Annotated in this window: 17 protein-coding genes; 7 read left to right on the top strand and 10 right to left on the bottom strand. The window is 52.9% G+C overall.

What is annotated here, in order from left to right; genetic code table 11:
* Window positions 1–94: 94 nt before the first annotated feature.
* Together mobB and mobA are read right to left on the bottom strand one after the other, a co-directional pair.
* Window positions 95–598, bottom strand: a complete 504-nt coding sequence (gene mobB, locus CKK19_RS02420; protein WP_022649861.1) for a molybdopterin-guanine dinucleotide biosynthesis protein MobB — start codon at window positions 596–598, stop codon at window positions 95–97.
* Window positions 595–1,179, bottom strand: a complete 585-nt coding sequence (gene mobA, locus CKK19_RS02415) for a molybdenum cofactor guanylyltransferase MobA (RefSeq protein WP_063853148.1) — start codon at window positions 1,177–1,179, stop codon at window positions 595–597. The genes mobB and mobA overlap by 4 nt, the downstream gene beginning before the upstream one ends.
* Before the next feature lie 68 nt (window positions 1,180–1,247).
* Here mobA and CKK19_RS02410 point away from each other — a divergent pair, with 68 nt between their 5' ends.
* The 3 genes from CKK19_RS02410 (at window position 1,248) to dsbA (ending at window position 3,230) form a co-directional block, all read left to right on the top strand.
* Window positions 1,248–1,517 (top strand): YihD family protein, encoded by a 270-nt coding sequence (locus CKK19_RS02410; RefSeq protein ID WP_003861904.1) that lies wholly within the window; start codon window positions 1,248–1,250, stop codon window positions 1,515–1,517.
* Between the two features lie 75 nt (window positions 1,518–1,592).
* The gene (locus CKK19_RS02405; RefSeq protein ID WP_063853147.1) at window positions 1,593–2,579 is read left to right on the top strand and encodes a serine/threonine protein kinase; all 987 of its coding nucleotides are present in this window, start codon (window positions 1,593–1,595) and stop codon (window positions 2,577–2,579) included.
* Between the two features lie 27 nt (window positions 2,580–2,606).
* Window positions 2,607–3,230: a thiol:disulfide interchange protein DsbA gene (gene dsbA / locus CKK19_RS02400; protein ID WP_022649858.1), complete on the top strand. Its 624-nt coding sequence runs from the start codon at window positions 2,607–2,609 to the stop codon at window positions 3,228–3,230.
* A gap of 21 nt (window positions 3,231–3,251) precedes the next feature.
* Here dsbA and CKK19_RS02395 read toward each other — a convergent pair whose 3' ends face one another.
* On the bottom strand, window positions 3,252–4,160 hold the full coding sequence (locus tag CKK19_RS02395; RefSeq protein WP_022649857.1) for an acyltransferase: 909 nt from the start codon (window positions 4,158–4,160) through the stop codon (window positions 3,252–3,254).
* Between the two features lie 439 nt (window positions 4,161–4,599).
* Here CKK19_RS02395 and polA point away from each other — a divergent pair, with 439 nt between their 5' ends.
* On the top strand, window positions 4,600–7,392 hold the full coding sequence (polA, locus tag CKK19_RS02390; protein ID WP_063853146.1) for a DNA polymerase I: 2,793 nt from the start codon (window positions 4,600–4,602) through the stop codon (window positions 7,390–7,392).
* Between the two features lie 311 nt (window positions 7,393–7,703).
* On the opposite strand, the gene yihA is transcribed toward polA, so the two are convergent.
* Window positions 7,704–8,333 (bottom strand): ribosome biogenesis GTP-binding protein YihA/YsxC, encoded by a 630-nt coding sequence (gene yihA / locus CKK19_RS02385; protein ID WP_003861913.1) that lies wholly within the window; start codon window positions 8,331–8,333, stop codon window positions 7,704–7,706.
* Between the two features lie 580 nt (window positions 8,334–8,913).
* Between yihA and yihI the strand changes: the two genes are divergently transcribed.
* Window positions 8,914–9,429 (top strand): Der GTPase-activating protein YihI, encoded by a 516-nt coding sequence (gene yihI / locus CKK19_RS02380; protein ID WP_022649854.1) that lies wholly within the window; start codon window positions 8,914–8,916, stop codon window positions 9,427–9,429.
* 188 nt (window positions 9,430–9,617) lie between these two features.
* On the top strand, window positions 9,618–10,991 hold the full coding sequence (hemN, locus tag CKK19_RS02375; RefSeq protein WP_048966006.1) for an oxygen-independent coproporphyrinogen III oxidase: 1,374 nt from the start codon (window positions 9,618–9,620) through the stop codon (window positions 10,989–10,991).
* A 100-nt stretch (window positions 10,992–11,091) separates the two neighbouring features.
* Here the strand turns inward: hemN and CKK19_RS02370 are convergent, their stop codons facing one another.
* The 4 genes from CKK19_RS02370 to glnA form a co-directional block, all read right to left on the bottom strand.
* Window positions 11,092–11,202, bottom strand: coding sequence for a YshB family small membrane protein (locus tag CKK19_RS02370; protein ID WP_017382667.1), 111 nt, complete (start codon window positions 11,200–11,202; stop codon window positions 11,092–11,094).
* A 110-nt stretch (window positions 11,203–11,312) separates the two neighbouring features.
* A complete protein-coding gene (gene glnG / locus CKK19_RS02365) occupies window positions 11,313–12,725 on the bottom strand; it encodes a nitrogen regulation protein NR(I) (protein WP_022649852.1) in 1,413 nt (470 codons plus the stop codon).
* An 11-nt stretch (window positions 12,726–12,736) separates the two neighbouring features.
* Complete coding sequence (gene glnL / locus CKK19_RS02360) at window positions 12,737–13,786, bottom strand: nitrogen regulation protein NR(II) (RefSeq protein ID WP_003861923.1); 1,050 nt, start codon at window positions 13,784–13,786, stop codon at window positions 12,737–12,739.
* Window positions 13,787–13,953: 167 nt separating this feature from the next.
* The gene (gene glnA / locus CKK19_RS02355; RefSeq protein WP_023298930.1) at window positions 13,954–15,363 is read right to left on the bottom strand and encodes a glutamate--ammonia ligase; all 1,410 of its coding nucleotides are present in this window, start codon (window positions 15,361–15,363) and stop codon (window positions 13,954–13,956) included.
* Window positions 15,364–15,740: 377 nt separating this feature from the next.
* On the opposite strand from glnA, the gene typA reads away from it, so the two are divergent.
* The gene (typA, locus tag CKK19_RS02350; RefSeq protein ID WP_022649851.1) at window positions 15,741–17,564 is read left to right on the top strand and encodes a ribosome-dependent GTPase TypA; all 1,824 of its coding nucleotides are present in this window, start codon (window positions 15,741–15,743) and stop codon (window positions 17,562–17,564) included.
* A gap of 75 nt (window positions 17,565–17,639) precedes the next feature.
* On the opposite strand, the gene ompL is transcribed toward typA, so the two are convergent.
* Both ompL and CKK19_RS02340 read right to left on the bottom strand, forming a co-directional pair.
* Window positions 17,640–18,326 carry a porin OmpL gene (ompL, locus tag CKK19_RS02345; RefSeq protein ID WP_032626918.1) on the bottom strand — a complete coding sequence of 229 codons (687 nt, stop codon included), beginning with the start codon at window positions 18,324–18,326 and terminating at the stop codon, window positions 17,640–17,642.
* A 74-nt stretch (window positions 18,327–18,400) separates the two neighbouring features.
* Entirely contained in the window at window positions 18,401–19,825 is a 1,425-nt protein-coding gene (locus CKK19_RS02340; RefSeq protein ID WP_063853145.1) for an MFS transporter, read from the bottom strand.
* Between the last annotated feature and the right edge of the window lie 16 nt (window positions 19,826–19,841).

Here is a 19,841-nt window from a genome sequence, read left to right as displayed (position 1 = left end):
ACAAGTGAAGAGGCCATCCGCAAGGATGGCCTTTTTGCGTTTGTACTTCGAAAAACGATAGGCCGGGTAAGGCGAAGCCGTCACCCGGCAGCTTTCAGACTGCACACCACGCCAAAATAAACTCTGCAATCCCCTCCACATTATTCAAATCCAGAACCGGTACTTCCAGCGTCAACGCAGCGTCACTGGCCACAGCAATCACATGTTCATCCAGCGTTAACTCACTTACATCATGCCCGGCACCGTTTCTGAACAGCAGGATCTTCGCAACAGCCTCGTGCTTAAACCCCTCAACCAGCACCAGATCCAGCGTGGAATGATCCATCCGGCTGACAAGATAAGCGAGATCCAGCGGTGCTTCATCCGGAGTTTCTGTCATTAACGCCCAGCGCTGGTTACTCGCCACCATCGTTTGTGCAGCGCCAGCCTTACGCAGCTCATAGCTATCTTTCCCCGGCTTATCGACATCCATGTTATGGTGCGTGTGCTTAATCAATCCGGGACGAATACCTTTAGCGCAAAGTGCAGGTATCAGCTTTTTTAGCAGCGTAGTCTTCCCGGTGCCGCTCCAGGCAGAGATCGCTAATACGGGTATCATTTCTTCTCCTGCATCATCTGCAAATCTTTCGTCGTGTTTACATTCACAAACGCCGATTTCATGTCGCTGAAATCAACGGAATGCCCTCCTGACTGGCGCATAAATACCATGACGCGTCGCTCTCCTGCGGCCAGGTAATCTTTCAGCGCAGATATTAACGAGCGATTAATCAATGCGATCGTCGGATGGTCGCGTTCGCCGTCGTGTACCCAGACGACGGGAGCACCCTCGCACCGCTGCACCAGACGTTCAACCAGACAGGACGGGATGAAGGGCGTATCACATGAACAAAAGAGAAACCACTCTCCATGCGACTGCTGCATAACGGAAAGCATTCCCGCCAGCGGGCCGGGGTAGTCCACAAGCTTATCCTGATAAACCGGATACCCACTGCGCTGATAAATATCAACATGTCGGTTAGCGCTGATCGCCATCGACGACACCTGATTTGCCAGGGTATCAGCAACATGCTGCCATAAGGGGGTGTTGTTCAGGAGCTGAAGACCTTTATCTTTTCCGCCCATTCGCGTTGCCCTGCCTCCGGCAAGAACGACCCCGATGATTTCCTGGCATTGATTCACGAATATCGCCTCTTTTATTGTGGGATTGACCCTGCTAACGTGTCTCTCTAAATGAAAGGAGCACTACCATGAAATGTAAACGTCTTAATGAAGTCATTGAGCTTCTCCAGCCGGCCTGGCAAAAAGAGCCAGAGCTGAATCTGATGCAATTTTTACAGAAACTGGCGAAAGAGTCAGGTTTTGATGGCGAACTGGCAGACCTTTCTGACGACATCCTGATCTACCACCTCAAAATGCGTGACTCGGCTAAAGATGCTGTTATTCCTGGTATTCAGAAAGATTATGAAGAGGATTTTAAAACCGCATTACTGCGCGCCCGAGGCGTAATTAAAGAGTAAAAGCTTGTAAGCGGAGCCACCGAAATCGCCACAAGATGATATCCTGAATCATTCGTATAATTTCCGGATGATCGGATGAACGACCAGGCTTTTACTTTCCAGACACTACACCCGGATACCATTATGGATGCGCTGTTCGAGCAGGGTATTCGGGTGGATTCCGGGTTAACCCCTTTAAACAGCTACGAAAACCGTGTCTACCAATTTCAGGACGAAGAGCGCCAGCGCTTTGTCGTAAAGTTTTACCGGCCACAGCGCTGGTCCGCAGAACAAATTCAGGAAGAGCATCAGTTTGCCCACGAACTGCTGGATGACGATGTTCCCGTTGCGGCACCGCTCAAATTTAATAACCAAACGCTGCTGACCCATCAGGGTTTTTACTACGCGGTATTTCCGAGCCTGGGCGGAAGACAGTTTGAGGCAGATAATATCGATCAGATGGAATGGGTTGCCCGTTATCTGGGGCGCATTCATCAGACGGGACGTAAAAAATCGTTTGTTGCCCGACCGACGATTGGTGTTCAGGAATATCTTATTGAGCCGCGAGAGGTATTCGAAACATCGGCGCTGATCCCAAAGGCGCTTAAGGATAATTTCCTCACGGCGACCGATAAGCTTATTGATGCTGTAAAAGCCTGCTGGCGGGATGATATTACCGCTCTACGCCTGCACGGTGACTGCCACGCCGGGAATATTCTCTGGCGCGACGGCCCGCTATTTGTCGATCTTGATGACGCTCGTATGGGACCTGCGGTGCAGGATCTGTGGATGCTCCTTAACGGTGATAAAGCCGAGCAGCGCATGCAGCTTGAGACCATAATTGAAGCTTATGAAGAATTTAGCCCCTTTAATTCAGACGAAATTGCCCTGATAGAGCCTTTACGTGCGATGCGATTTGTTTATTATCTCGCGTGGTTAATCAGGCGTTGGGAAGACCCGGCTTTTCCCCGAAATTTCCCCTGGCTTACCGGGGAGGATTACTGGCGCAACCAGATATCCACATTTACCGAGCAGGTTAAGGTTCTACAGGAACCCCCTCTGCAATTAACGCCGATGTATTAATTGGACACACCCAGGAGAGAGTTAATCATGAAAAAAATTTGGCTGGCGCTGGCTGGTATGATTCTGGCATTTAGCGCAACTGCTGCGCAGTTTACCGACGGCAAGCAGTACATTACGCTGGACAAGCCTGTAGCTGGCGAGCCTCAGGTGCTGGAGTTCTTCTCCTTCTACTGCCCGCACTGCTACGAGTTTGAGCAGGTACTTCATGTTTCTGACAACGTGAAGAAAAAGCTGCCGGAAGGCACCAAAATGACGAAATACCACGTTGAGTTCCTTGGCCCATTGGGTAAAGATCTGACTCAGGCATGGGCGGTTGCGATTGCGCTGGGTGTGGAAGATAAGATCACCGCGCCTATGTTTGAAGCCGTACAGAAAACCCAGACCGTACAAACTACGGCAGATATCCGTAAAGTGTTTGTTGATGCCGGTGTGAAAGGTGAAGACTACGACGCTGCCTGGAACAGTTTTGTGGTGAAATCTCTCGTGGCACAGCAGGAAAAAGCTGCCGCTGACTTCCAGTTGCAGGGCGTGCCAGCGATGTATGTTAACGGTAAATACCAGGTAAATATGCGTGGTATGGACACCACCAGTATGGATATCTTCGTACAACAGTACGCTGATACCGTGAAACACCTGGTTGAGATGAAGTAACAAACATAAAGAAAACGCCGGTCATTGACCGGCGTTTTTGTATGAAGATTTTAACTCCGCTATCTGTTCGTCTTTCTCTTTCCAGAGTGTATTGAGCCAAAGCTGGAAACGACGTTTGAAGTTTTTATCGTTAACGTAATCACCGTGCAGTTCCGTATCGATGGGCAACAGATCAACGCGGACTACGATACGCGTCAGCTTGCCGCTGAGCATATCGTAGAACGGCGTCCTGTCGTTTTCCGGATAGCAGAGCGTTACGTTCAACAATTTATCAAACTGCTCACCCAGCACGTTGAGGGCCATTGCGATACCCGCTGCCTTTGGCGGCAACAGGTGCTGATACGGAGAGCGAGTCTGCTGGCGCTTCTCTTCGGTAAAGCGCGAACCTTCGACGAAATTAACTATGGTGGTGGGATGCGCGCGAAACTTCTCGCAAGAACGGCGCGTAGTTTCCACGTCCATACCGCGGCGTTCCGGATGACGAATCAGATAGCTGCGTGAATAGCGTTTCATAAACGGCATATCCAGCGCCCAGCAGGCCAGACCAATGAAAGGCACCCATGCCAGTTGCTGTTTCAGAAAGTATTTGTTCATCGGAATATGTTTGCGAAACAGCACGCACAATACAACGATGTCGGCCCAGCTGTGATGATTGCAGATCAGCAGATACCAGTTCTTTTTATTCAGCTTCTCGAGGCCCTGAACGTCCCACTTTAACCAGGGGTTCAGATACAACAGGATCGCCAGCCCTTCACACCAGCAGTACATCATAAAATTACAAAAAGCAGACACTGCACGCCATACCGGAGGGACGGGCAGCAGGAGCTTAATTATTCCGGCAACGATGATTGGCACAGAACAGGCGATGGTAACCAGAATAGTTAAAATGACGCTTAGCAATAAGGTTATCGCAGCGAGTATTTTCGACATAATGAATTTTTTCAGATAGTTAGCTGTAATTAAGCAGCCGGCTATCCGGTGCTGGGCGCCGATCTTATCAGATATTGGCCCAGACCAGGGCGCTTTCGCACGAAGAGGCTGCGGCTTTTCCTGCCATGCAGCGAAATTTTCTATATAGACAGGGTGCTTACGTCTTATATCCACATAGACTAAATAACCATCAGCGGGGTGGGATCTTAAGTGATCTAATTTCAACTAATTGATTTTATTTGATAAATAAGTTTTCAGTATCAGTTTTATAGAACTGTTATTCACCTGTATTAAAAATATGCACAAACTTATCCACAGTTTGTTTTTGCGAGCGATCTTCACGATCGCAAAATCTTTTTCTGTATAAAGCGCTAAAACCTGATGTTTTCATCCTTCTGTGGCATCCTTTACCCATAAATTAATTAAAGGCACGGACATTATGGTTCAGATCCCAGAAAACCCACTTATACTCGTCGATGGCTCTTCTTACCTTTATCGGGCGTATCATGCGTTTCCTCCTCTGACCAACAGCGCAGGGGAACCTACCGGCGCAATGTACGGCGTGCTGAATATGCTGCGCAGCCTGATTCTGCAATACCACCCAACCCATGCGGCCGTGGTGTTTGATGCGAAGGGGAAAACCTTCCGCGATGAATTATTTGAGCATTACAAATCTCACCGTCCTCCCATGCCTGACGATCTGCGTGCGCAGATTGAACCGCTGCACGCTATGGTCAAAGCGATGGGGCTGCCTTTGCTGGCTGTCTCGGGCGTTGAGGCTGACGACGTTATTGGCACCCTGGCGCGCGAAGCTGAAAAGGCTGGCCGTCCGGTGCTGATCAGTACCGGTGATAAAGACATGGCGCAGCTGGTAACACCTGGGATCACGCTGATTAATACCATGACCAACACCATTCTTGGCCCGGAAGAAGTGGTTGCCAAATATGGCGTGCCGCCAGAACTCATTATTGATTTCCTCGCCCTGATGGGGGATTCCTCGGATAACATCCCTGGCGTGCCGGGTGTGGGCGAAAAAACAGCTCAGGCGCTGCTGCAAGGGTTAGGTGGGTTGGATACGCTGTACGCAGAGTCCGACAAAATTGCCGGACTTACCTTCCGTGGTGCAAAAACCATGGCCGGAAAGCTCGCCGATAACAAAGAGGTGGCTTACCTCTCTTATCAGTTAGCCACCATCAAAACCGACGTCGAGCTGGAGCTTACCTGCGACCAGCTTGAAGTGCAGGAACCCGCCGCAGAAGAACTGCTTGGCCTGTTCAGAAAATACGAATTTAAACGCTGGACCACGGATGTCGAAGCCGGGAAATGGCTTCAGGCGAAAGGGGCAAAATCTGCGGCGAAGCCGAAAGAAACTATCGTTGTCGATGCCGAAGAGCAGGCAGAAGAAGAAGCGGCAGCGCTCTCATTCGATAACTATGAAACCATCCTTGAAGAGTCGCAGCTCGTCGCCTGGATTGAAAAGCTGAAAAAAGCACCGGTATTTGCGTTCGATACCGAAACGGACAGTCTCGATAACATATCTGCCAATATGGTAGGTCTGTCATTCGCGACGGAGCCGGGTATGGCAGCCTATGTTCCGGTAGCGCATGACTATCTGGATGCGCCGGAGCAGATCTCGCGCGAGCGCGCCTTAGAACTGCTGAAGCCGATTCTGGAAGACGAGAAAGCGCTGAAGGTCGGGCAAAACCTGAAGTACGACCGCGGTATTCTGCAAAACTACGGCATTGAGCTACGTGGTATCGCTTTTGACACCATGCTGGAATCTTACATTCTGGACAGCGTGGCGGGCCGCCATGATATGGATTCCTTATCCGATCGTTGGCTGAAACACAAAACCATCACCTTTGAAGAAATTGCCGGTAAGGGCAAAAATCAGCTGACCTTTAACCAGATCGCGCTGGAAGAAGCAGGCCGCTACGCCGCGGAAGACGCTGACGTCACGCTACAGCTGCATCTCAAAATGTGGCCGAAATTGCAGAAGCACGAAGGGCCGCTGAATGTTTTCCAGAACATTGAGATGCCGCTGGTGCCTGTGCTGTCCCGCATTGAGCGTAACGGCGTCAAAATCGACCCAACGGTGCTGCATAATCACTCTGGCGAGCTGGCGCAGCGCCTGACCGAGCTTGAACAGAAAGCGCATGAACTTGCTGGAGAGGCATTTAACCTGTCGTCACCGAAACAGCTGCAAACCATCCTGTTTGAAAAGCAGGGTATCAAACCGCTGAAGAAAACGCCGGGCGGCGCGCCTTCAACCTCTGAAGAGGTGCTGGAAGAGCTGGCGCTGGACTATCCGCTGCCAAAAGTTATCCTGCAGTACCGTGGTCTGGCGAAGCTGAAATCGACCTATACCGACAAACTGCCGTTGATGATTAACCCGAAAACGGGCCGCGTACACACTTCCTATCACCAGGCTGTAGCGGCGACCGGGCGACTTTCGTCAACCGATCCTAACCTTCAGAACATTCCGGTGCGTAATGAAGAGGGCCGCCGTATACGCCAGGCTTTCATTGCCCCAGAGGATTATCTGATTGTCTCAGCAGACTACTCGCAAATCGAACTGCGTATTATGGCGCACCTGTCGCGTGACAAAGGCCTGCTGACGGCATTTGCCGAAGGGAAGGATATCCACCGGGCGACAGCTGCCGAAGTGTTTGGCCTGCCGCTGGACAGCGTGACAAACGAACAGCGTCGTAGCGCAAAAGCGATTAACTTTGGCCTTATTTACGGCATGAGCGCATTTGGCCTATCACGCCAGCTCAACATTCCGCGTAAAGAGTCGCAGAAGTATATGGATCTCTACTTTGAGCGCTATCCGGGCGTGCTGGAATATATGGAGCGTACCCGCGCGCAGGCGAAAGAGAAAGGCTACGTTGAAACGCTGGATGGCCGTCGTCTTTACCTTCCGGACATCAAATCCAGCAACGCCGCGCGCCGTGCTGGCGCTGAACGTGCTGCTATCAATGCCCCGATGCAGGGCACTGCGGCAGACATCATCAAACGCGCGATGATCGCCGTTGATGCCTGGCTGGAAAAAGAGAAACCGCGCGTGAAAATGATCATGCAGGTACACGATGAACTGGTATTTGAAGTCCATAAAGACGACCTGGAAAAGGTCTCTCAGAAGATCCATGAACTGATGGAAAACAGCATGAAGCTGGACGTTCCGTTGCTGGTGGAAGTGGGTAGCGGCGAAAACTGGGATCAGGCTCACTAAGCGTTATCGTAATAACGCGCGTTTTATGTAAGTAAGCAACATAAGTACGCGCGTTTTGTGACGATCATTAGAATTCCCTATGTAAAGAATGAAAAAAAACTACAAAAAGTGCTTTTTCAAGAGACAAAAAAAGAGTAGAGTTAACGACGTAGGGTACAGAGGTAAGATGTTCTATCTTTCAGACCTTTTACTTCACGTAATCGGATTTGGCTGAATATTTTAGCCGCCCCAGTCAGTAATGACTGGGGCGTTTTTTATTGCGGAAAGGAAAGTTTCGGGCGAAAAAAACGCGGTCATCGCCGCGCCTGTTGTTACTCTGCTTCCGCTTCTGTCGCCGGTTCCAGATCGTTAAACCAGCTGTCTAGCTTCTGTCGCAGTTTGTCCACACCCTGCTTTTTCAGCGAGGAGAACGGTTCAACCTGTACATCACCGTTGAATGCCAGCACCGCTTCACGCACCTTGTTCACCTGCGCCTTGCGCGCGCCGCTCGCCAGCTTATCCGCTTTTGTCAGCAGCACCAGCACCGCAATATCGCTTGCCACCGCCCAGTCAATCATCTGCTGGTCGAGATCTTTTAGCGGGTGTCGAATATCCATCAGCACCACCAGACCTTTCAGACACATGCGTTTTTCCAGGTATTCACCCAGCGCACGCTGCCATTTGATCTTCATCTCTTCCGGTACCTGCGCGTAACCGTAGCCCGGTAAATCGACCAGGCGTTTGCCTTCAGCCACTTCAAACAGGTTAATCAGCTGAGTACGGCCAGGTGTTTTTGAGGTACGCGCCAGGTTTTTCTGATTGGTCAGCGTATTCAGGGCGCTGGATTTTCCCGCATTGGAGCGGCCAGCAAATGCCACTTCAATCCCTGTGTCTGAGGGCAGGTGGCGAATATCGGGCGCACTGGTGACAAAATGCGTCTGTTGGTAGTTCCAGGTAGTCACGTGGTCGTCTCCAAAAATCGTAATCTGCGGGGGATTATACCTGAATGCGGGCAAAAGGCTTTTCCCTTCGTCATTGACGTGTAAGTGAAAGCCCTACGGAATGTAAGAGATCTGCCCTTAAGCGTATGAGAAATTTAAGAGAAATCGCAGGCGCTAAAAAACTCAAAATATTAAAATTCAAAGAGTTATTAATGAGTAATTATCTGAAAATCCGGTTTAGTACCTTTTCGTTGCTTGTTAGTTTAAGAGAACAAGGTAAAGTGTGCGTCAAGGCGAGGATGCCAGCAGGAAAACGACTTAAGGATAAGGGTCAGGAGCGCCAGGAGGCGAAGACTCAGGATTGTCAGGACGACCGGCGCCTGGAGGCGTTTTTAACAGGAAACGGAACCGTATCACGGACGGTAGTAGCCAAGGGATAAACAGGGTTTGTTGAAGGCAAACAGGGAATGTCTGACCCGTTAAGGGTTGTGAGTCAGGAAAAAAGGCGACAGATTGCTCTGTCGCCTTTTTTCTTTGCTTGCTTTCTGCTAGATTTCGCCGCAATTCTATACTGAAGAAAACGACTTAAAGATAAAACATCATGAAAAAACCGACCTCCGCTGCGGGCGCGAAACGCCCTGCAAAAGCACGCCGCAAAACGCGCGAAGAACTGAATCAGGAAGCGCGCGATCGCAAACGCGATAAAAAGCATCGTGGCCATACTGCGGGTAGCCGTGCTAACGGTGGCGGTGCCGCAGGCGCTTCTGCAAAAGGCAAACAGCAGAAAGATCCTCGTATCGGCAGTAAAACTCCCATTCCACTGGGCGTGACAGACACGCCGGTCACTAAGCAGCACAAACCAAAGAGCGAGAAACCTATGCTTTCACCGCAGGCTGAGCTGGATATGCTGGAGAACGATGAGCGCCTGGATGCGCTGCTGGAACGTCTTGAAGAGGGTGAAACCCTGACCGCTGAAGAGCAGTCCTGGGTAGATGCCAAACTGGATCGCATTGATGAACTGATGCAGAAGCTGGGTCTGTCCTACGATGATGAAGAAGACGAAGAGGAAGACGAAAAGCAGGAAGATATGATGCGTCTGCTGAAAGGTGGAAACTAACATTTGCACCCGGCAGGTACACTCGTCCTGCTTATAACCCTTCCGGTTATATGTTATCTGGTGTGGTTATTCGTTAAACTACGGCGGTTGTCGCGGCGACAGAAGTGGCTGCGCACCCGAATGATGGCCCGCAACGGGACCAGAACGGGCCGCCGTATACGAACGCGACACCAACGGAAGGAGTGAGCATGTCTGTACCATCTATCGACTGGGATTTGGCCCTGATCCAGAAATATAACTATTCCGGGCCGCGTTATACCTCATACCCCACCGCGCTGGAGTTTTCTGACGCTTTCGGCGAGGCGGATTTTCAGCAAGCTGTGGCGCGCTATCCCGAGCGCCCGCTGTCGCTCTACGTCCATATTCCGTTCTGCCACAAGCTCTGCTACTTCTGCGGCTGCAATAAGATCGTTACCCGCCAGCAGCACAAAGCCGATCAATACCTCGATGCGCTTGAACAGGAAATTCTGCACCGCGCACCGCTGTTTAAAGGCCGTCACGTCAGCCAGCTTCACTGGGGCGGCGGTACGCCAACCTATCTGAATAAAGCGCAGATCAGCCGCCTGATGGCGCTACTGCGCGGCAATTTCAGTTTTAACCACGACGCTGAAATTTCGATCGAGGTCGATCCGCGTGAAATCGAGCTGGATGTGCTGGATCATTTACGCGCCGAAGGCTTCAACCGCCTGAGTATGGGTGTACAAGACTTCAACAAAGAAGTACAGCGCCTGGTCAACCGCGAGCAGGATGAAGCGTTTATCTTTGCCTTACTCAACCATGCGCGTGAAATCGGCTTTACCTCAACGAATATAGACCTGATTTACGGCCTGCCGAAGCAGACGCCGGAGAGCTTCGCCTACACGCTTAAACGCGTGGCTGAGCTCAACCCGGACCGTCTGAGCGTCTTTAACTATGCGCACCTGCCGACGCTGTTCGCCGCGCAGCGCAAAATCAAAGATGCGGATCTGCCTTCCGCCCAGCAGAAGCTGGACATTTTGCAGGAGACCATCGCCTCGCTGACCGAAACCGGCTATCAGTTTATCGGGATGGATCACTTTGCCCGCCCTGACGACGAACTGGCGATTGCTCAGCGTGAAGGTGTTCTCCACCGTAACTTCCAGGGATACACCACCCAGGGAGATACCGATCTGCTCGGAATGGGTGTCTCCGCTATCAGCATGATTGGCGACTGCTACGCCCAGAACCAAAAAGAGCTGAAGCTGTATTACCAGCAAGTTGATGAAACGGGCAACGCGCTGTGGCGCGGCATTGCGTTAACGCGCGACGACTGCATCCGTCGTGATGTGATTAAGGCGCTTATCTGCAACTTCCGTCTCGAATTCCGCGAGGTGGAGTCGCAATGGGATCTGCAATTCAGCGATTACTTTGCCGAAGACCTGAAGCTTCTGGCGCCGCTGGCGAAAGACGGGCTGGTGGATGTGTCGGAGAGCGCGGTGGTCGTCACGCCGAAGGGGCGTCTGTTGATTCGTAATATCTGCATGTGCTTCGATGCCTATCTGCGCCAGAAAGCACGTTTACAGCAGTTCTCGCGCGTGATTTAAGTTGCAATGCCGGGAGGCGCTTCGCTTACCCGGCCTACAACTCGCATTTATGTAGGCCGGGTAAGGCGAAGCCGCCACCCGGCTTTTCATTGACAGCTCGTTAGCTAAACAGCCCAACCAGTGCCGCACACAATACCGCCGCAACGGCAGTTTGTGGCGTGTGGCTTTCTGCTGCACCGCTCGAAAGTAAGGTCACTAATGATTCCAGCATGATGCTCCCCCCAGTTTCCGGGCACGATCATACAAAACTCATCGGAACAGTAAAGCGCAAAATAACGGCACTTTGCGCTCAATTAGTAACCTTTACACAGCGGAGTAAGATCACTCCATTCCCAGCTCTTTCAGCTTGCGCGTGAGGGTGTTTCGACCCCATCCCAACAGGCGAGCCGCTTCCTGTTTGTGGCCCTGGGTATGACGAAGCGCGGTGGTCAACAGCGTGCGCTCCATTTCAGGCTGTGCTTCAGAAAGCAAGTTTTGATGACCGGAACGCAGCGCGCGATCTGCCCACTGCGCCAGCAGCGTCGCCCAGCTGTCCGGCAACGTATGTCCTGCGGTGCTCTCGGGCACGGTGGCTTCAAACAGTTCTGCCGGTAAATCCTGAATCAGCACTTCCTGGCCGGCGGCCATCACCGTCAGCCAGCGACAGGTGTTTTCCAGTTGACGCACGTTGCCCGGCCACGCCAGACGGGTGAGGGCGGCATCCGTTTCCGGATGAAGCTGCTTGGCTTCCACGCCCAGCTCGCGGGCCGCCACCTGCAGGAAATGGCGCGCCAGACGCGGGATATCTTCCCGACGCTCGCGCAGCGGCGGCAGGTGGACGCGGATCACGTTCAGACGATGGAATAAATCCTCACGGAATTTCCCCTCTTGTACGCGCAGCTCCAGGTTCTGGTGCGTCGCGGCGATAATGCGTACGTCCACCTTCACCGGCGCATACCCGCCCACGCGGTAAAACTGTCCATCTGCCAGCACGCGCAACAGTCGGGTCTGTACATCCAGCGGCATATCGCCGATTTCATCCAGGAAAAGCGTGCCGCCGTCAGCCTGTTCAAAGCGTCCCTGACGAATGGTATTGGCTCCGGTAAACGCCCCTTTTTCGTGGCCGAACAGCTCAGATTCAATTAAATCCTTAGGGATCGCTGCCATGTTCAGGGCGATAAAGGGGGCTTTCGCCCGCGGGCTGTGGCGATGCAGGGCGTGTGCGACCAACTCTTTACCGGTCCCTGATTCACCGTTAATCAAGACGCTGATAGACGAACGCGACAGACGCCCGATGATGCGAAACACGTCCTGCATGGCTGGCGCTTCACCGATGATGTCCGTCGTTGGTCCAAAGTCGGGGGCATTGCGGGGCTGCTGTTGCTCCTGATAGTGGCTGATAGCGCGCTCAACCAGCGCAACGGCTTCGTCGATATCAAACGGTTTTGGCAGGTAATCAAACGCGCCCTGCTGGTACGCGCTGACGGCAGCATCCAGGTCGGAGTGGGCGGTCATTATGATGACCGGAAGCATAGGGTGGCGCTGTTTGATCTGCTTTAAGAGCGCCAGTCCGTCCATACCCGGCATGCGAATATCCGAGAGCAGAACGTCCGGCGTTTTGGTGGTGAGTGCGTCGAGCACCTCGCTGCCACTCTCAAACGTCGTGCAGCTTAATCCCGCTCCTGTGAGCGCGCGTTCAAGCACCCAACGGATGGAGCTATCGTCATCGACTACCCAGACTATCCCTCGTTGCATAAACGTCACCTTTATTTTTTAATCGGCAGGAAAACCGAAAACTCGGTATGTCCCGGCCAACTGGTAAATTCAATTTTGCCGGAGTGTTGGTCAATCAAATTTCGGGCTATGGATAACCCCAGCCCGGTGCCGCCTTCGCGACCGCTGACCATCGGGTAGAACAGGGTGTCCTGGAGATGCGGCGGGATCCCCGGTCCGTTATCTTCCACATCAATACGTGCTGCCAGACGATAACGTACGCCGTGCAGCGTCAGCTGGAACGCGGTGCGGGTACGCAGAATAATTTCGCCACCCTCCGGGCCCAGCGCCTGCAACGCGTTACGCACAATGTTCAACAGCACCTGTTCAATCTGGTCCGGATCGTGCGCCAGCTCCGGCAGGCTTGGGTCATAGTCACGCACCAGCGTGACGTTATCCGGCAGCTCCATCGAGACGAGTTTCACCACCCGCTCCGCGACCTTGTGAATGCTTTCTGAAACGTGCATCCCTGGCTGCTGCGGCCCGAGCAGGCGATCGACCAGATTACGCAGACGGTCCGCCTGCTCAATAATGACGTTGGTATACTCCGCCAGGGCAGGGTCAGGCAGCGCTTTGGTCAGAAGCTGTGCCGCGCCGCGTAAGCCGCCCAGCGGGTTTTTGATCTCATGGGCCAGCCCGCGCACCAGGTCGCGCGCCGCAATCTGCTGCGCATGCTGAAGCTGCTCCTGGCTGAGACGACGCTGGTTATCCATCGGCGCCATTTCCAGCAGAATCATGCCATCTGGCAGACGCTGTGCGGTGAGGGACAAAATATGCGAGCGTCCGTCAATCACCAGCGTCACTTCGTTATCGGTGAAGCCCTGACCCGCCTGCAAACTCTCCTGCATCAGGCCAATATTCAGCGAGAAATAGCTCAGCAGTTCTGGCAGCGGCGTGCCAAATAGTTTACGGGCGCTTTGGGCGAGCAGCTGCTGCGCCGCCGGGTTGGCGTAATGCACCGCCAGCTCGTCGTCGACCAGCAAAATACTGTTAATTAAAGAATTGAGGATCTGCCCAGCATCGGGCAGCGTGCCAGTTGCCATTCAGCAGTCTCCTGGAGTCGTTGCACTATTTTAGTGCAGTATAGCGTTTTAGAGGTAAAAAGCGCGTGAGATCAGGTTGTTGGTGGAGAAAAAAGCCCATCCGAAGATGGGCTAAAGTTTCCACGGCAACGACTCCCGACGCGTATGCGCCGGGTAAAACAAATCAATTAAACGCTGTAGTACAGTTCGAACTCAACCGGGTGCGGCGTCATGCGAACGCGGTCGTTTTCTTCGGTACGCAGCGCGATGTAAGCGTCGATAGCTTCATCGGTGAACACGCCGCCAGCGGTCAGGAACTCGCGGTCTGCGTCCAGCGCCTGGAGGGCTTCTTCCAGAGAGCCGGCAACCTGTGGGATCTCTTTCGCTTCTTCTGGCGGCAGGTCGTACAGGTTTTTGTCCATGGCTTCGCCCGGGTGGATCTTGTTCTTGATACCGTCCAGACCGGCCATCAGCAGTGCTGCGAAGCACAGGTATGGGTTAGCCGCCGGGTCCGGGAAGCGCACTTCGATACGACGCGCTTTCGGAGACGCAACCACCGGGATACGGATAGAAGCAGAACGGTTACGGGCAGAGTACGCCAGCATTACTGGTGCTTCGTAGCCAGGGACCAGACGCTTGTAGGAGTTAGTGGTTGGGTTCGCCAGGGCGTTGATCGCTTTAGCGTGTTTGATAACACCACCGATGTAGTGCAGCGCCTGCTCGGACAGACCCGCGTACTTGTCGCCAGAGAACAGGTTAGTGCCGTTCCTGGACAGGGACATGTGGCAGTGCATACCGGAACCGTTGTCGCCGAACATGGGTTTTGGCATGAAGGTCGCGGTTTTACCGAAACGGTGCGCAACGTTGTGCACAACGTATTTGTAGATCTGAATCTCGTCCGCTTTTTTGGTCATGGTGTTGAAGCGGGTAGCGATCTCGTTCTGGCCAGCCGTTGCCACTTCGTGGTGGTGCGCTTCAACAACCAGGCCCATCTCTTCCATGATCAGACACATGGTAGAACGGATGTCCTGAGAAGAATCGACCGGAGGAACCGGGAAGTAACCGCCTTTCACGCCCGGACGGTGACCTTTGTTACCACCTTCGTACTTGGTGGAAGAGTTCCATGCGCCTTCGATGTCATCGATAGCGACGTGGGAGCCAGAAATGGAAGCACCAAAACGGATGTCGTCGAACAGGAAGAACTCTGGCTCTGGCCCGAACAGAACGGTGTCTGCAATACCGGTAGAACGCAGGTACTCTTCAGCGCGTTTTGCGATGGAGCGTGGGTCACGGTCATAGCCTTGCAGCGTGCCAGGTTCCAGGATATCGCAGCGGATGATCAGCGTAGGTTCTTCGTAGAACGGGTCAATGAGCGCAGTGGTTGCATCTGGCATCAGAACCATGTCGGATTCGTTAATGCCTTTCCAGCCGCCAATGGAGGAGCCGTCAAACATTTTGCCTTCTTCAAAGAATTCGGCGTTCACCTGATGAGCAGGGATCGTGACGTGCTGTTCTTTACCTTTGGTATCGGTGAAGCGCAGATCAACAAACTTCACTTCATGTTCGTTCAGCATCGTCAAAACGTGTTCAGCGGACATACTTAACTCTCCAGATTGGTCATTGTCGTCGTGGTAACGAGGTCTTCAAATCGGCTGGGCTGCCATATTTTTACTGTATTTCTGTAAAGCGAAATCTGTGCCAACTTTTAAAACACCCCAAAAAGGCGTTATCATGCGCACCATAGTGCAGAAGGGCTGCACCACATTGGATTCGTTGCACCATTATAGTGCTTCAGTGTGAACATTGAGCACCATATTGGTGCAATTTACGTTAAAGTGCCCTTTTACCGCTCCGTGAAAGCGATCACAAAGCATCTCTGCAATACTTGTTTGCGGGGGATGTTTGTGATCCTGTTTTGTAGTGCGATTAATCCGTGTACAATAACGCGCTATTTCTAAATGCCTGAGGCAAAGTTGTGATCGAAAAATTGCGTAATATCGCCATCATCGCGCACGTCGACCATGGTAAAACTACCCTGGTTGACAAGCTGCTACAGCAGTCCGGTACGTTTGATGCTCGTGCCGAAACTCAAGAGCGTGTGATGGACTCCAACGATTTGGAGAAAGAGCGTGGGATTACCATCCTCGCCAAAAACACCGCTATCAAATGGAATGACTACCGTATCAACATCGTTGATACCCCAGGGCACGCCGACTTCGGTGGTGAAGTTGAGCGCGTGATGTCCATGGTGGATTCCGTGCTGCTGGTGGTTGACGCATTTGATGGCCCTATGCCGCAAACGCGCTTCGTGACCAAAAAAGCATTTGCCCACGGCCTGAAACCTATCGTTGTGATCAACAAGGTTGACCGTCCTGGCGCGCGTCCTGACTGGGTTGTTGACCAGGTCTTCGACCTGTTCGTTAACCTCGACGCGACCGACGAACAGCTGGACTTCCCTATCGTTTATGCGTCTGCGCTGAACGGTATCGCCGGTCTGGATCACGAAGACATGGCGGAAGACATGACTCCGCTGTACCAGACGATTGTTGACCGCGTTCCTGCGCCAAACGTTGACCTGGAAGGCACCCTGCAAATGCAGATCTCCCAGCTCGACTACAACAACTATGTTGGCGTAATCGGCATTGGTCGTATCAAGCGCGGTAAAGTGAAGCCTAACCAGCAGGTCACTATCATCGATAGCGAAGGCAAAACCCGTAACGGTAAAGTCGGTAAAGTTCTGACTCACCTGGGTCTTGAGCGTATCGAGAGCGACATCGCTGAAGCGGGCGACATCATCGCTATTACCGGTCTGGGTGAACTGAACATCTCCGACACCATCTGCGATCCGCAGAACGTCGAAGCGCTGCCAGCCCTGTCCGTTGATGAACCAACCGTATCCATGTTCTTCAACGTCAACACCTCTCCGTTCTGTGGTAAAGAAGGTAAGTTCGTTACCTCTCGTCAGATCCTTGACCGCCTGAACAAAGAGCTGGTGCATAACGTTGCGCTGCGCGTTGAAGAAACCGAAGACGCTGATGCATTCCGCGTTTCCGGTCGTGGTGAGCTGCACCTGTCTGTTCTGATTGAGAACATGCGTCGTGAAGGTTTCGAGATGGCGGTATCCCGTCCGAAAGTTATCTTCCGCGAAATCGATGGCCGTAAACAAGAGCCGTTCGAAAACGTAACGCTGGACGTTGAAGAGCAGCACCAGGGTTCTGTCATGCAGGCACTGGGTGAGCGTAAAGGCGACCTGAAAAACATGAATCCAGATGGCAAAGGCCGCGTACGTCTCGACTACGTGATCCCAAGCCGTGGCCTGATCGGCTTCCGTTCTGAGTTCATGACCATGACCTCCGGTACCGGCCTGCTGTACTCCACCTTCAGCCACTATGACGACATCCGTCCGGGCGAAGTGGGCCAGCGTAACAACGGCGTACTGATCTCCAACGGTCAGGGTAAAGCGGTTGCGTTTGCGCTGTTCGGTCTGCAGGATCGCGGTAAGCTGTTCCTGGGTCACGGTGCTGAAGTTTACGAAGGCCAGATCATCGGTATTCACAGCCGTTCTAACGACCTGACGGTAAACTGCCTGACCGGTAAGAAACTGACCAACATGCGTGCGTCCGGTACTGACGAAGCAACGGTTCTGGTTCCACCGATCAAGATGACGCTGGAGCAGGCTCTGGAATTCATCGATGATGACGAACTGGTAGAAGTGACGCCTCAGTCAATTCGTATCCGTAAACGTCACCTGACCGAGAACGATCGTAAACGTGCTATGCGCGGTGCGAAAGAAGAGTAATTCGGTTATGCCGTAGGCCGGGTAAAGCGCGCCACCCGGCAACGAAAAGCCGCTGAGCTATCAGCGGCTTTTTTATTAGAAGGAATAACGTAACCCTAACCGAATCCGGTACTGCTCGCGGTTGTAATCATTCCATCGGTCCAGCCACTGTAGCTCAAGATACGGCAGCCAGTTTCTGTCGATCTTATAGCTGAACTTGTTGGTAATTTCCCAGTGATGATCTTTGCCATTTTTGCTGTGGTAATCATTCACCCGCTGGAAAAAGTGCGGCTCAAAGGTGTAGAAAAACGCATCCGTCACTTTGAAATTCCAGTAGTTGGCGAATTCGTGCGTGTCGTTTTTATCCATCTGCCCGTTATAGTCCGGCGTATCGTAATTGTTATGGTTATAGCGATAGCGGAACGTCAGATTGAACCAGTCCGTAAATTTATAGTTAGTATCTAAATAGAGTGCTCCACCCGATCCTGCGCTGCTGTCATTGATCAAGCCGCCGGGCTGGAAGGTGAGTTTGTCGGTCGGTTTGAAGAGCGGATACCAACCCTCGATTTCGTTATAGCTGTGCTTCAGTTCGTCCCATTTCCCCACGTTATAAGCGTTGGTGAACATCAGCCCCGCGCCCATATCGAAGTTATAGCCCGCACGCAGGATCACCTCGTGCAGCTCAGAGGCCGTATTGTACGCTTCGCGCGTTTCGACATAGGCCCCGGCAAAAACCGGGCAGGACACAGACGACACGATCAGTACGGTGATGATTCTATTCATAATTTGTCCATGTATCAGGTACAGAAAGGCCTCCCTCCTGATTAACAGGAAGGACATATTGGCCGGATTTATAGTTATAAAGTGACTGCTGACGCTTTATTGTTGGTGGTTATCTCAGGGGTATTTGCTGTCTGTTTTTTCCGTTTTCCAATCTCCTCGATAATAAAGGCGAAGCGCGCTTCGTTGAGTTTATAAAACAGCCCCATGGTCACGGCAGCAACGATCGCCAGGCCGCACGGCCAGAGGAAAATCAGCTGACGCAAACCCAGCAGCGTGCCCGCGCTCTGCACGGCATGGGGAACGTAGCCAATCTGGGTCAGCATGATGCCGGGCAGAAAACCGGCGAGCGCCGCGGAGATTTTGCGCGAGAAGGTATAGCCGGTATACACCGACCCTTCGGCGCGAATCCCGGTTTTCCACTCGCCGTAATCAACCGTATCCGGCACCAGCGCCCAGTTCAGGCTGTTCACAAACGCCGTGCCGAAGAAGGCCATGCAGGAAAAGAGCACAAACAGCAGGGAGCTGGTCCCCCAGAAGAAATTCAGCACGTCGCCCACCGCCCACAGCGCCAGCCCGCCCAGATAGACCGGTTTCTTGCCAAAGCGCTTTACCGCACCGGGCACCAGAAACACGCCAATCAGAATGCAGCCCATGCTGAAAAAGCCCATCCACGACAGGAGATGCAGATCGTTCAGCACATACTGGGTGTAATAGACCTGAATCGCCAGCTTGATGTTAAACGCGGCGAGGGTACAGAGGTTGGCGATGCACAGCACCAGCAGCGGCGGATTGCGGAAAATTGCGCAGAATGATTTCAGAATGCCGGGCTTATGGTGATCGGGCGTAAGCTCGACGTAGCGCTCTTTCACCCCGCTGTAGCACCACCACATGCAGAACAGCCCCCCGGTGACGAACACCAGCGCGGCCACCAGATAGCCGAGTGAGGGCTGGCTGACGAACAGCGCCTGAATCGGCATAAAGCCGACGGTGCAGAGCAACAGTCCTACCGTTGCGCCGCCCTGACGCCACGCCGCAAGCTGCGCGCGCTCGTTCGGGTTTTTGGTGATGGCCGGAACCATTGCACCGTAGGCGCAGTTCATCATGCTGTAGCAGAGGCCAAACATCATGAAGAGCACGGTGGCGAGGGCCGTTTTCACCGTCAGGCTAAAGTCGTTGGCCATAAACTGCGCCGTGGCCACCAGCGCCACCGGGACGGAGGCGTAGAGAATGAATGGCCGGAATTTCCCCCGCGCGCCGATATTACGCCGGGAGTCCAGCAGCACCCCGGTCAGCATGTCGGTAAACGCGGTAAAGAACTTGGCGACCAGAAAAATGATGCCGCCGTAGAACGCGGGCATGCCCAGCTCGTCCGTGTAAAACTTCAGCAGATACAGCGTGCCAATACACAGCATCAGGTTCGAGCCAAAATCGCCCATCCCGTAGGCGCACTTCTCTCGCAGGCTCAATTTCAGGGTTAACGGATCAGTATTGTGTGTCATGGTCGATCCTCAAAGC

It is taken from the genome of Enterobacter sp. CCUG 70166, from assembly GCF_020224095.1.
In the GTDB taxonomy this organism is placed as follows: domain Bacteria; phylum Pseudomonadota; class Gammaproteobacteria; order Enterobacterales; family Enterobacteriaceae; genus Enterobacter; species Enterobacter intestinihominis.
This window is presented reverse-complemented; position numbering and strand designations above follow the sequence as displayed.